The organism is Streptomyces sp. NPDC025638 (assembly GCF_055558775.1).
The window spans coordinates 108,331-121,311 of record NZ_JBVHLX010000019.1; the positions used below are offsets into that span (position 1 = coordinate 108,331).

12 protein-coding genes are annotated in these 12,981 nt (G+C 71.2%); 11 read left to right on the plus strand and 1 reads right to left on the minus strand.

Annotated elements, in window-relative coordinates; translation table 11 throughout:
• The first annotated feature begins 123 nt into the window (after positions 1–123).
• The 10 genes from ACZ4EG_RS37895 to ACZ4EG_RS37940 all read left to right on the plus strand — a co-directional run bounded on the left by ACZ4EG_RS37895 (position 124) and on the right by ACZ4EG_RS37940 (position 9,265).
• The gene (locus tag ACZ4EG_RS37895) at positions 124–1,044 is read left to right on the plus strand and encodes a Rossmann-like and DUF2520 domain-containing protein (RefSeq protein WP_363296471.1); all 921 of its coding nucleotides are present in this window, start codon (positions 124–126) and stop codon (positions 1,042–1,044) included.
• A gap of 70 nt (positions 1,045–1,114) precedes the next feature.
• A complete protein-coding gene (gene panC / locus ACZ4EG_RS37900; protein ID WP_467793843.1) occupies positions 1,115–2,116 on the plus strand; it encodes a pantoate--beta-alanine ligase in 1,002 nt (333 codons plus the stop codon).
• The gene (locus ACZ4EG_RS37905; protein ID WP_467793844.1) at positions 2,113–3,834 is read left to right on the plus strand and encodes an L-aspartate oxidase; all 1,722 of its coding nucleotides are present in this window, start codon (positions 2,113–2,115) and stop codon (positions 3,832–3,834) included. Before panC ends, ACZ4EG_RS37905 begins: the two co-directional genes overlap by 4 nt.
• A 5-nt stretch (positions 3,835–3,839) precedes the next feature.
• The gene (gene nadC / locus ACZ4EG_RS37910) at positions 3,840–4,826 is read left to right on the plus strand and encodes a carboxylating nicotinate-nucleotide diphosphorylase (RefSeq protein ID WP_453547672.1); all 987 of its coding nucleotides are present in this window, start codon (positions 3,840–3,842) and stop codon (positions 4,824–4,826) included.
• 5 nt (positions 4,827–4,831) lie between these two features.
• Positions 4,832–5,629, plus strand: a complete 798-nt coding sequence (locus tag ACZ4EG_RS37915; protein WP_453547674.1) for a type III pantothenate kinase — start codon at positions 4,832–4,834, stop codon at positions 5,627–5,629.
• A 1,015-nt stretch (positions 5,630–6,644) separates the two neighbouring features.
• Complete coding sequence (locus ACZ4EG_RS37920) at positions 6,645–7,289, plus strand: hypothetical protein (RefSeq protein WP_453547801.1); 645 nt, start codon at positions 6,645–6,647, stop codon at positions 7,287–7,289.
• Positions 7,290–7,375: 86 nt separating this feature from the next.
• Positions 7,376–7,555 carry a hypothetical protein gene (locus tag ACZ4EG_RS37925; protein ID WP_453547677.1) on the plus strand — a complete coding sequence of 60 codons (180 nt, stop codon included), beginning with the start codon at positions 7,376–7,378 and terminating at the stop codon, positions 7,553–7,555.
• A 201-nt stretch (positions 7,556–7,756) separates the two neighbouring features.
• A complete protein-coding gene (locus tag ACZ4EG_RS37930) occupies positions 7,757–8,152 on the plus strand; it encodes a BlaI/MecI/CopY family transcriptional regulator (RefSeq protein ID WP_390711636.1) in 396 nt (131 codons plus the stop codon).
• A gap of 9 nt (positions 8,153–8,161) precedes the next feature.
• Positions 8,162–8,695, plus strand: coding sequence for an amino-acid N-acetyltransferase (locus ACZ4EG_RS37935; protein ID WP_467793845.1), 534 nt, complete (start codon positions 8,162–8,164; stop codon positions 8,693–8,695).
• A gap of 234 nt (positions 8,696–8,929) precedes the next feature.
• The gene (locus ACZ4EG_RS37940; RefSeq protein WP_453547682.1) at positions 8,930–9,265 is read left to right on the plus strand and encodes a histone-like nucleoid-structuring protein Lsr2; all 336 of its coding nucleotides are present in this window, start codon (positions 8,930–8,932) and stop codon (positions 9,263–9,265) included.
• On the opposite strand, the gene ACZ4EG_RS37945 is transcribed toward ACZ4EG_RS37940, so the two are convergent.
• The gene (locus ACZ4EG_RS37945) at positions 9,244–9,942 is read right to left on the minus strand and encodes an SCO3374 family protein (protein WP_467793846.1); all 699 of its coding nucleotides are present in this window, start codon (positions 9,940–9,942) and stop codon (positions 9,244–9,246) included. The two genes, ACZ4EG_RS37940 and ACZ4EG_RS37945, sit on opposite strands and share 22 nt — an antisense overlap.
• 430 nt (positions 9,943–10,372) lie before the next feature.
• On the opposite strand from ACZ4EG_RS37945, the gene ACZ4EG_RS37950 reads away from it, so the two are divergent.
• Positions 10,373–12,898, plus strand: a complete 2,526-nt coding sequence (locus ACZ4EG_RS37950) for an ATP-dependent Clp protease ATP-binding subunit (RefSeq protein WP_453547686.1) — start codon at positions 10,373–10,375, stop codon at positions 12,896–12,898.
• Positions 12,899–12,981: the final 83 nt, after the last annotated feature.

Here is a 12,981-nt window from a genome sequence, read left to right on the forward strand (position 1 = left end):
CGTGCGGACGTGTGGAAACCCACAGCCTGTGGACAACGCGATCGGTCCTCAAGCCGATAGCGTTAACATGACGAGAAATCGTCCGGTACCCAGAGCGGACTGGAACGGGAAGGCCACCGTGGCGTGAGTACAGACCAGCAGCCAGACCTCAAGGACCGCCCCGCGCGGCTCACCGTCGGCGTCGTCGGCGCCGGTCGCGTGGGCCCCGCGCTGGCCGCGTCCCTCCAGCTCGCCGGGCACCGGCCGGTGGCCGTCTCCGCGGTCTCCGAAGCCTCCCGGCGACGTGCCGCGCTGATGCTGCCCGACGTCCCGGTCGCCCCGCCCGCCGACGTCCTCCAGCGCTCCGACCTGGTGCTGCTCACGGTCCCCGACGACACCCTGCCCGGCCTGGTGGCGGGCCTCGCCGAGACCGGCGCCGTACGGCCGGGCCAACTGCTCGTGCACACCTCCGGGCGGTACGGCGCGAAGGTCCTGGACCCCGCCCTGCGCGCGGGCGCGCTGCCGCTGGCCCTGCACCCCGCGATGACCTTCACCGGCACCCCGGTTGACGTCCAGCGGCTCGCCGGATGCTCCTTCGGCGTCACCGCCCCCGAGGAACTGCGGCTGGCCGCCGAGGCCCTCGTCATCGAGATGGGCGGCGAGCCCGAGTGGATCGCCGAGGAGAACCGCCCGCTCTACCACGCGGCCCTCGCCCTCGGCTCCAACCACCTGGTGACCCTGGTCGCCCAGTCCATGGAGCTGCTGCGCACCGCCGGCGTCGAGGCCCCCGACCGGATGCTCGGCCCGCTGCTCGGCGCCGCCCTGGACAACGCCCTGCGCTCCGGCGACGCGGCGCTGACCGGGCCGGTCGCGCGCGGCGACGCGGGCACGGTCGCCGCACACGTCGCCGAACTGCGCAGGCATTCCCCGCAGACCGTCGCGGGCTATCTGGCGATGGCCCGCGCGACCGCCGACCGCGCGCTCGCGCACGGGCTGCTGAAGCCGGAACTCGCGGAGGACCTCCTCGGGGTGCTCGCCGGCCGGACCGAGGGGGACACCCGATGAGCCGGTCCGGGCCCACGACCGCGCAGGAGAGCCGTCCGACCACACGCGTGCCCCGGAACGGAGACTTCCGATGACCACCGCCCTGCTGAGCACCGCCGACGAGCTGCACGCGCGTGTGCGTCACGGTCGCCGTGCCGTGGTGATGACCATGGGCGCCCTGCACGAGGGCCACGCCACGCTCATCCGCGGCGCGCGCGAGAGCGCCGGGCCGGACGGCGAGGTCGTCGTCACCGTCTTCGTCAACCCGCTGCAGTTCGGCGCGGGCGAGGACCTCGACCGCTACCCGCGCACCCTGGAAGCCGATCTGAAGATCGCCGAACAGTCCGGCGCGGACGCCGTGTTCGCCCCCTCCGTGGACGAGGTCTACCCCGGCGGCGAACCCCAGGTGCGTATCACCGCGGGCCCCATGGGCGAGCGCCTGGAGGGCTCCTCGCGGCCCGGGCATTTCGACGGCATGCTCACGGTGGTCGCCAAGCTGCTCCACCTCACCCGCCCCGACGTGGCCCTCTTCGGCCAGAAGGACGCCCAGCAGCTGGCCCTGATCCGCCGCATGGTGCGGGACCTGAACTTCGGCGTCGACATCGTCGCCGTACCGACCGTGCGCGAGGAGGACGGCCTCGCCCTGTCGAGCCGCAACCGGTATCTCTCGCCCCAGGAGCGGCACACGGCCCTCGCCCTGTCCCAGTCCCTGTTCGCCGGCCGCGACCGGCACGCCGCGCAGGAGGCGCTGCGCGCTCGGGCCCTCGAAGTGCCCTCCACACGCGCGCGTGCCGAGGCGCTCAGCGCCATAGGGGAGTCCCGCGCGGCCGCCGACGCGCACGCCGTCGCCAAGGCCGTGCCCGGGGCCGCCGCGGCCGTCCGTGCCGCCGCCCGTCTGGTCCTGGACGAGGCCGCCCGCCTCGACCCGCCGCTCGAACTGGACTACCTCGCCCTGGTCGACCCGTCCGACTTCACCGACATCGGTGACGACTTCACCGGCGAAGCCGTCCTCGCCGTCGCCGCCCGGGTCGGGACGACCCGGCTGATCGACAACCTCCCTCTCACCTTCGGAACCTTCGGAGCCGCCTCGTGACCAGCACAGGCATACGACTGCACGCGCCCGCCCCCGGGTGGTCCATCTCCGCGGACGTGGTGGTCGTCGGCTCCGGGGTGGCCGGCCTCACCGCGGCCCTGCGCTGCGAGGCCGCGGGCCTGAAGACCGTCGTGGTCACCAAGGCCCGGCTCGACGACGGCTCCACGCGCTGGGCCCAGGGCGGCATCGCCGCGGCCCTCGGCGAGGGCGACACCCCCGAACAGCACCTGGACGACACCCTGATCGCGGGCGCGGGCCTGTGCGACGAGGAGGCCGTACGGATCCTCGTCACGGAGGGTCCCGACGCGGTACGGCGGCTCATCGACACCGGCGCGCACTTCGACGAGTCCTCCGAAGGGCGGCTGGAGCTCACCCGCGAGGGCGGCCACCACCGCCGCCGCATCGCGCACGCCGGCGGCGACGCCACCGGCGCGGAGATCTCCCGGGCGCTCGTCGAGGCCGTACGCGCGCGTGGCCTGCGTACGATCGAGAACGCGCTGGTCCTGGACCTGCTCACGGACGCGGACGGCCGTACCGCGGGTGTCAGCCTGCACGTCATGGGCGAGGGCCAGCACGACGGCGTGGGCGCCGTGCACGCCCCCGCCGTGGTCCTCGCGACCGGCGGCATGGGACAGGTGTTCTCGGCGACCACCAACCCGTCCGTGTCCACGGGCGACGGCGTGGCCCTCGCGCTGCGTGCCGGCGCGGAGGTCTCCGACCTGGAGTTCGTGCAGTTCCACCCGACCGTGCTGTTCCTCGGCACCGACGCGGAGGGCCAGCAGCCGCTGGTCTCCGAGGCGGTGCGCGGCGAGGGCGCCCACCTGGTCGACGCCGACGGGGTGCGCTTCATGATCGGGCAGCACGAACTGGCCGAGCTCGCGCCCCGGGACATCGTCGCCAAGGGCATCATGCGGCGCATGCAGGAGCAGGACGCCGAGCACATGTTCCTCGACGCCCGGCACTTCGGCGCCGACATGTGGGAGCACCGCTTCCCGACGATCCTGGCCGCCTGCCGCGCCAACGGCATCGACCCGGTCACCGAGCCCATCCCGATCGCCCCGGCCGCCCACTACGCCTCCGGTGGCGTGCGCACCGACGCCCGGGGCCGTACGACCGTCCCGGGCCTGTACGCGTGCGGCGAGGTCGCCTGCACCGGCGTGCACGGCGCGAACCGGCTCGCCTCCAACTCCCTCCTGGAGGGGCTCGTCTACGCCGAGCGGATCGCCGCCGACATCGCGGCGAGCCACGCGGGCAACGGCCTGCACGCGCGCGTGCCCGAGCCGGTCGAGCACCCCGAGACGCCCGCCCACCCGCTCCTCGCCCCCGAGGCCCGGTTCGCGATCCAGCGGATCATGACCGAGGGCGCGGCCGTCCTGCGCTCGGACGACTCCCTCGCCAAGGCCGCCGACCAGCTCCAGCAGCTGCACACCGAGGCCCGCGACGCCCTCGACGAGAACGGCAAGACCGCCGAGCCGGGCGTCGACACCTGGGAGGCCACCAACCTCATGTGCGTGGCCCGCGTCCTGGTCGCCGCCGCGCGGCTGCGCGAGGAGACCCGCGGCTGCCACTGGCGCGAGGACAGCGCCGACCGCGACGACGCCGGCTGGCGGCGCCACATCGTCGTACGGCTGAATCCGGACCGCACGTTGGCCGTACGCACCACCGACACCGCAGACTTCCCCCCTACCCAGCACCACCCGCGTCCCCAGGAGCAGTGACAGAAGTGAGCACCGACGACCTTCCCCTCGCCCCCACCGGCGGCTGCGGCGACGGCTGCGCCTGCGGCGCCGAGGGTGCCGAAGGAGACGACGCGTACCTGGAGTGCGGGCTCGACCCCGCGCTCGCGCAGCTCCTGGCCGACGCCGGACTCGACCCGGTGGAGGTCGAGGACATCGCCAACGTGGCCATCCAGGAGGACCTCGCCCACGGCGTGGACGTGACGAGCGTCGCGACCATTCCCGAGGACGCCGTGGCCACCGCCGACTTCACCGCACGCGAGGCGGGCGTGGTGGCCGGCCTCCGGGTCGCCGAGGCCGTGCTCTCCGTGGTCTGCACGGATGAGTTCGAGGTCGAGCGGCACGTCGAGGACGGCGACCGGGTGGAGGCCGGGCAGAAGCTCCTGTCGGTCACCACGCACACCCGGGACCTGCTGACCGGCGAGCGCAGTGCGCTCAACCTGCTGTGCCGTCTGTCGGGCATCGCGACCGCCACGCGCGCGTGGGAGGACGTCCTGGAGGGCACGAAGGCCCGGGTCCGGGACACCCGCAAGACGACGCCGGGTCTCAGGTCGCTGGAGAAGTTCGCGGTGCGCTGCGGCGGCGGCGTCAACCACCGCATGTCGCTGTCGGACGCGGCGCTGGTGAAGGACAACCACGTGGTCGCCGCGGGCGGCGTCGCCCAGGCCTTCGAGGCCGTGCGGGCGGCCTTCCCCGACGTGCCGATCGAGGTCGAGGTCGACACCCTGCACCAGCTGCGCGAGGTCGTGGACGCGGGCGCCGACCTGATCCTGCTGGACAACTTCACGCCCCTGGAGTGCGAGGAGGCGGTGGCGATCGTCGACGGCCGGGCGATGCTGGAGGCCTCCGGCCGGCTCACGCTGGAGAACGCCAAGGCCTATGCGGACACCGGCGTGGACTACCTGGCCGTCGGGGCCCTGACCCACTCCTCGCCGATCCTGGACATCGGCCTGGACCTGCGCGAGGCGGAGTAACGGCCATGCTCCTCACGATCGACGTGGGCAACACACAGACCGTTCTCGGCCTGTTCGACGGCGAGGACATCGTCGAGCACTGGCGGATCTCCACGGACCCGCGCCGCACGGCGGACGAGCTGGCGGTGCTGCTGCAGGGCCTGATGGGCATGCACCCGCTCCTCGGCGACGACCTCGGGGACGGCATCGACGGCATCGCGATCTGCGCGACCGTCCCGTCGGTGCTGCACGAGCTGCGCGAGGTGACCCGGCGCTACTACGGCGATGTGCCCGCCGTGCTGGTGGAGCCCGGCGTGAAGACCGGAGTGCCGATCCTCACCGACAACCCCAAGGAGGTCGGCGCGGACCGCATCATCAACGCGGTGGCGGCCGTCGAGCTGTACGGGGGCCCCGCGATCGTTGTGGACTTCGGTACGGCGACGACGTTCGACGCGGTGTCCGCGCGCGGGGAGTACGTCGGCGGTGTCATCGCGCCCGGCATCGAGATCTCGGTCGAGGCGCTCGGCGTCCGGGGCGCACAGCTGCGCAAGATCGAGGTCGCCCGGCCCAGGAGCGTGATCGGCAAGAACACGGTCGAGGCCATGCAGTCGGGCATCGTGTACGGGTTCGCCGGGCAGGTCGACGGTGTGGTGAGCCGGATGGCCCGGGAACTGACCGACGACCCCGAGGACGTGACGGTGATCGCGACGGGCGGCCTGGCCCCGATGGTCCTCGGCGAGTCGTCGGTCATCGACGAACACGAGCCGTGGCTGACCCTGATCGGACTGCGCCTGGTGTACGAGCGCAACGTCTCGCGCATGTGAGCCCGGCACCGGCCCACCGACCGGTCGAGACACCTGTGCGCCCCGCTCCTGTGCCGACAGACACCGGCACGACCTGGTTCGGACCGGCCTACCGCCAGCGCCTCCAACCCGCCGGCCGGGCACCCTCCCACGTGCCGCGCTCCTGCCGGGCCGCCGCCTGTGCTCCCGCCGGGGGCGGGGCTCGTGCTCCGCTGTGATGGGGCCTGTGCTTCCGCCGGGACGGTGCCCCTGCTCTTGCCGGGGCGAGGCCTGTGCTCCCGCTTGGGTGGGGCTCGTCCTCGTGCCGGGGCGGCGCGCGCTCGTGCTGGGCCGCCGCCTGTGCTCCCGCCGGGCTGGGGCCTGTGCTCCTGCCGGGATGGCGCGCGCTCTTGCCAGGGCGGCGCCCGCGCTCCTGCCCGGGCGGTGCCTGTGCTCCTGCCGGGGGCGGGGCTCGTGGTCCGCTGGGCTGGGGCCTGTGCTCGTGCTGGGGCGGCGCGCGCTCCTGCCGGGGCGGTGCCTGTGCTCCCGCTGGGATAAGGCCTGTGCTTCCTCCGGGCCGCGGTGCCCCTGCTCCTGCCGGGGCGGTGCCTGTCTTCCCGCTGGGGCGCGGCTCGTGCTCCGCTGGGGTGGGGCCTGTGTTCCCGCTGGGGTGGTGCCCCTGCTCCCGCTGGGGTGGGGCCTGTGTTCCCGCTGGGGTGGTGCCCCTGCTTCTGCTGGGGTGGGGCCTGTGTTCCCGCTGGGGTGGTGCCCCTGCTTCTGCCGGGGTGGGGCCTGTGTTCCCGCTGAGGCGGCGCCCGCGCTTCCGCCGGGACGGTGCCCATGCTCCCGCCGGGACGTCGCCCCTGCTTTCGTTCGGGCGGTGTTTGGGCGGGTGGATGTTCAGGCCGGAGTCGGCGGCGGGCAGCCCGGAGCCTGGTGGGGCGTGGCAGCGGCCAGGCGGGTGGCTTGTGGGCGCCACGCCCGGCTTCTATGTCGGGTTTGTCTGATTAGTGCGTATCTTCGGTGCATGCCCACGCCATACGGATCCCGCGGCGGCATGGTGTTCGGTGTGGCGGAGCTGCGTGTGCTCCGCCGCGCTCTCGCCCTCGCCCTTCACCCCGGTCCCACCTCGGCAGAGGACGTCCAGGACTGTCTGAGCCTCGCTGATTCGCTCGACGAGGCGATGCGCGAGGGCGCCCGGCTGCGTGCCTTCCTGGTGGCCGACCTCGCCCGGTACCGCGCCGCCCTGCCCGGGACCGCCACCGGGTACTTCACCCTCCTGGACGAGGCGCTGGAGGCCGGTTACCGGCCCGTCGGGGACGACCTCGCCGCACTGCGTGCGCTGAGCGGAAGTCCGGTCGCCGCGGCCCTCCTGGAGCGCTGTGAGGGGCCTGTGCGCGGCGCGGGCCGAGGCGCCGGGCTCCCGAGCGTGCCCGCCTGCCGTACGCCCGTACAGGCCCGTACGCGGCTGATGGCCCTTCCCGGGGGCGCGAGGGGTGCAAAGGGCGCGAGCGAGGAGCAGGGGAAGAAGCCCGCGGAGAAGCCCGCCGAGCGTCCCGCGGAGCGTCCGGGACCCGAGCCCGCCGAGCCCGCCGCCCCCAAGCCCTCCCGGCCCATTCCGACCCCGGGCGAGGTCTTCCCGCGCCGGAAGCCGTCCTCGCCGCCCGCCGATCCGCCGCAGCACCGGCTCGCGGCGGGCTGACGGACACGGCGGACGGGCGACGTGCCGAAACAGGGATGGGTCCACCCCAACCCGGCTGTTCGTCCTCCCGTGGCTACCCTGGTCGCATGGACTACGTCTCCGCGCTCGTGCCCCCGGTCGTCATGGCCGTGTTCTTCATCGGTCTGGTCCGCGTGATCGTGAAGACCCAGGGCGGGGCCGCCAAGGCCAAGGAGGACGCCGTCGTCGACGCCATCGCGCGCGCGGAGGGCGCACGGAAGGCCTCCGCCAGCAGCAGCGACGCCTGACGGACTCCGACAGGCGTTCGGCGACGCCCGGAACGACCGGAACCAGGGCGTACGGCTCCCGGCCGCTCACGTCCTTCGAGCCGTACGCCCCTTTTGTTCGCGTTTGGCGCTGAAAGTGCACGTCCGGCACGCCATTGCCGGGATCTCCCACTATTGTTCTGAGGTGTGCCTCGCCCATTGGGAGAACTCGAAGACGCGGTCATGACGCGGGTGTGGAAGTGGAACCGCCCGGTGACCGTTCGAGAAGTCCTTGAAGACCTTCAGCAGGAACGGTCCATCGCGTACACCACGGTGATGACCGTTTTGGACAATCTCCATCAGAAGGGCTGGGTGCGCCGCGAGGCGGAAGGCCGGGCCTATCGATATGAGGCCGTCTCCACACGCGCCGCGTACGCCGCCGCCCTGATGAACGACGCCTGGTCGCAGAGCGACAACCCGGCCGCCGCTCTCGTCGCCTTCTTCGGGATGATGAGCGACGAACAGCGACAGGCCCTCAGGGACGCGGTGCGGATCGTCCAGGGTCCGGAAACCATGGATACCCCCACCGATACCGGCGCCGAGAACCCCGGCTCCGCACAGGACGGCGGCGGGCGATAGCGTCCGCTCATGTCAGCAGAGCGTCCCGAAGTCACCGCTAGAGCCATCACGGTCCGGCGGGCCCGGACCAGCGATGTGCCGGCCGTGCGCCGCCTCCTCGACGTGTACGTCCGAGACCACATCCTGCTCGACAAAGCGACCGTCACGCTTTACGAGGACATCCAGGAGTTCTGGGTCGCGGAACGGGACGACAACGCCGAGGTGGTCGGCTGCGGCGCACTGCACGTGATGTGGGAAGACCTCGCGGAAGTCCGAACTCTCGCGGTGAAGCCCGGCCTGAAGGGCGCGGGTGTCGGCCATCAGTTGCTGAAGAAGTTGCTGCACACCGCGCGCTGGCTCGGCGTTCGCCGTGTTTTCTGTCTGACCTTCGAAGTCGACTTCTTCGTGAAGCACGGCTTCGTGGAGATCGGCGAGACACCCGTCGACACCGATGTCTACGCGGAGCTGTTGCGTTCCTATGACGAGGGCGTCGCGGAGTTCCTCGGTCTCGAACGAGTGAAACCGAACACCTTGGGCAACAGCCGGATGCTTCTGCATCTGTGATCGCCGCGCTTGGTCCGGTATTCCGGCCCTACGGCCATGCCCAGGTTCCCTATGTCCGAAACGCGCATGTTTCCAGGGCGGGGGCGGCCCCTGAGTCTCTCCCAGGGGTTTGTGTTTTTCCAGCAAAAGCGGTTTGCTTTCCGACGTACTGCAGTACTGCATATAACAGGGGGCGGCGAAACGGCGGACGCCGCAGACCCCCGGCCCTTGAAGTTATCGATGAAAGGAAATCCGGTGGCACAGAAGGTTCAGGTCCTTCTTGTCGACGACCTCGACGGCGGCGAGGCGGACGAGACCGTGACGTTCGCGCTGGACGGCAAGACGTTCGAGATCGACCTCACGACCGCCAATGCGGACAAGCTGCGTGGCCTTCTTGAGCCCTATGTGAAGGGCGGTCGGCGTACCGGTGGCCGTGCTTCGGGCGGGCGCGGAAAGGCCCGTGCCGCTTCCGGTGGCAGCCAGGACACCGCGCAGATCCGTGCCTGGGCGAAGGAGAACGGTTACGAGGTCAACGACCGTGGCCGTGTTCCCGCGTCCATCCGCGAGGCCTATGAGAAGGCCAACGGCTGAGAAACCGGCGGCCCGGCGCATACGCGCCGCAGCCGGATCCGGTGGCACTGCGTCGCCACCGTGTCCACGAGTCGTACGAGATCGGGGGTGCCCCCCACGCCCCCCATGGCCGACAGCGTCGGCAGCGAAGCCTCGGCCCCGCACCCTGGCTCGGGGGGCCGCAGCCATACGGCGGCCCCCTCCACGGAGTCGGGGGCGCGCAGGGCGGGACCGGCACCGGAGCGGCCCCGGGGCAGCGGCCGGGGCCCGGTGGAGGCCCGCTCGGGAGGCAGTGGCGCGTCCATGCGCCCGCCCGCGCCCAGCGCGACGAGATCGAGGACCAGCGCGCCCCACTCCAGCCAGTCCAGCAGCCCCGGAAGTTCCTCCGCGCTGCCCGCGGCCACCAGTAGCCGCATCCGGTCCCCCTGAAGGGCCACGGGAGAGCCCGGCGCCAGGTGCCGCAGCGCCACGGCGCCCGCCCCGGCCGGCACGTCCAGCACGTCGAAGCGCAGCCCGGTGATGAGCCGTACCGGCTCACCGGGCACTGTCGGCCACCCCAGTTCGTTCTCGTACCAGTGCCGGATCCGGGCCGCGGGGTCGCCCGGGCCGACCGGATCGTAGGGGTCGTACGGACCGGAGGGATCGTGCGCATCGAGTGGACGACGGGGGAGCGGAACCTTGGGGACTGTGCCAGCCATGCCAAGTGCAACCGCCGAAGACCCTCGCGAGTTACGCTGAGTGTTCAATCGACAGCGGAGAGTCTCCGACGAGGGGGCTCGAGGGGGCCCGGGCAGACGCAAGGTTGTTCGCCCATAGCGGAGGGAACCGGTGCCCACGGCATGGAGTGTCAGTCCGTACGGGTAAGACATCCCTAGTGGGAGGGGGCGACACGCAGGGCGGGCCGTCTCACGTTCGCCATCGGCGTACTGGAGACAGGGGTAACTGCCTGGCCTGCGGGAACATCGTCTCGCACCATCGGGTTGGAGCATATGTCGGCGTTCGGGGTCAGGAGGCCATCGACGGTGTCGGCAGTTGGAATGAGCGGTCCCCGCTTGCGGGACTAAGCTGCGGAAGGACAGGGAGGGGAAGTTCCCCCCACTGCCTGACCGCTCTGAGGAGCGATTAACGATGTTCGAGAGGTTCACCGACCGCGCGCGGCGGGTTGTCGTCCTGGCTCAGGAAGAAGCCCGGATGCTCAACCACAACTACATCGGCACCGAGCACATCCTCCTGGGCCTGATCCACGAGGGTGAGGGTGTCGCCGCCAAGGCCCTTGAGAGCCTCGGGATTTCGCTCGAGGCGGTCCGCCAGCAGGTGGAGGAGATCATCGGCCAGGGCCAGCAGGCCCCTTCCGGGCACATCCCCTTCACCCCCCGTGCCAAGAAGGTCCTGGAGCTGTCGCTCCGCGAGGCTCTTCAGCTGGGCCACAACTACATCGGCACCGAGCACATCCTGCTCGGCCTGATCCGTGAGGGCGAGGGCGTCGCCGCCCAGGTCCTGGTCAAGCTGGGTGCCGATCTCAACCGTGTCCGCCAGCAGGTCATCCAGCTGCTGTCGGGCTACCAGGGCAAGGAGACCGCCACCGCCGGCGGCCCGGCCGAGGGCACCCCCTCGACCTCCCTCGTCCTGGACCAGTTCGGCCGGAACCTCACCCAGGCCGCTCGTGAGTCCAAGCTCGACCCGGTCATCGGGCGCGAGAAGGAGATCGAGCGGGTCATGCAGGTGCTGTCCCGCCGTACGAAGAACAACCCGGTCCTGATCGGTGAGCCCGGCGTCGGCAAGACCGCCGTCGTCGAGGGTCTCGCCCAGGCCATCGTCAAGGGCGAGGTGCCCGAGACGCTCAAGGACAAGCACCTCTACACGCTGGACCTCGGCGCCCTGGTCGCCGGCTCCCGCTACCGCGGTGACTTCGAGGAGCGCCTGAAGAAGGTGCTCAAGGAGATCCGCACCCGCGGCGACATCATCCTGTTCATCGACGAGCTCCACACGCTGGTCGGTGCGGGTGCCGCCGAGGGCGCCATCGATGCCGCCTCGATCCTGAAGCCGATGCTGGCCCGCGGTGAGCTGCAGACCATCGGTGCGACCACGCTGGACGAGTACCGCAAGCACCTGGAGAAGGACGCGGCCCTGGAGCGCCGCTTCCAGCCCATCCAGGTCGCCGAGCCGTCCCTGCCGCACACGATCGAGATCCTCAAGGGTCTGCGCGACCGCTACGAGGCCCACCACCGCGTCTCGATCACGGACGAGGCCCTGGTCCAGGCCGCCACCCTGGCCGACCGGTACATCTCGGACCGCTTCCTGCCGGACAAGGCGATCGACCTGATCGACGAGGCCGGCTCCCGGATGCGTATCCGCCGGATGACCGCGCCGCCGGACCTGCGCGAGTTCGACGAGAAGATCGCCGCCGTCCGCCGGGACAAGGAGTCCGCGATCGACTCGCAGGACTTCGAGAAGGCCGCCTCCCTGCGCGACAAGGAGAAGCAGCTCCTGGCCGCCAAGGCCAAGCGGGAGAAGGAGTGGAAGGCCGGCGACATGGACGTCGTCGCCGAGGTCGACGGCGAGCTGATCGCCGAGGTCCTCGCCACGGCCACCGGCATCCCGGTCTTCAAGCTGACCGAGGAGGAGTCCAGCCGCCTGCTCCGCATGGAGGAGGAGCTGCACAAGCGGGTCATCGGCCAGGACGACGCCGTCAAGGCGCTCTCGAAGGCGATCCGCCGTACTCGCGCGGGTCTGAAGGACCCGAAGCGTCCGGGTGGCTCGTTCATCTTCGCCGGTCCGTCCGGTGTCGGTAAGACCGAGCTGTCCAAGGCGCTCGCCGAGTTCCTCTTCGGCGACGAGGACGCGCTGATCTCCCTCGACATGTCGGAGTTCAGCGAGAAGCACACGGTGTCGCGGCTCTTCGGTTCGCCCCCCGGCTACGTGGGCTACGAAGAGGGCGGCCAGCTGACCGAGAAGGTCCGCCGCAAGCCGTTCTCCGTCGTCCTCTTCGACGAGGTCGAGAAGGCCCACCCGGACATCTTCAACTCGCTGCTGCAGATCCTGGAGGACGGTCGTCTGACCGACTCCCAGGGCCGGGTCGTGGACTTCAAGAACACGGTCATCATCATGACGACCAACCTCGGCACCCGGGACATCTCCAAGGGCTTCAACCTGGGCTTCGCGGCCACGGGCGACACGAAGTCCAACTACGAGCGCATGAAGAACAAGGTGTCGGACGAGCTCAAGCAGCACTTCCGCCCCGAGTTCCTGAACCGCGTCGACGACGTGGTCGTCTTCCCGCAGCTGACCCCGGCCGACATCCTGCGGATCGTCGACCTGATGATCAGCAAGGTGGACGAGCGCCTGAAGGACCGGGACATGGGCATCGAGCTCTCCCAGGCCGCCAAGGAGCTGCTGTCCAAGAAGGGTTACGACCCCGTGATGGGCGCCCGGCCGCTGCGCCGCACGATCCAGCGCGAGATCGAGGACTCGCTCTCGGAGAAGATCCTCTTCGGCGAGCTGCGCCCCGGTCACATCGTGGTCGTGGACACCGAGGGCGAGGGCGAGACCCAGACCTTCACCTTCCGGGGTGAGGAGAAGTCGGCGCTGCCCGACGTCCCGCCGATCGAGCAGGCGGCCGGCGGTGCCGGGCCGAACCTGAGCAAGGACGCCTGACCCCCCGCGGGTCGAGCCGACGAAAGGGGCCGGTGCTTTCGAGCACCGGCCCCTTTCGTATGCGCTGCGCCGCGAAGATCCGC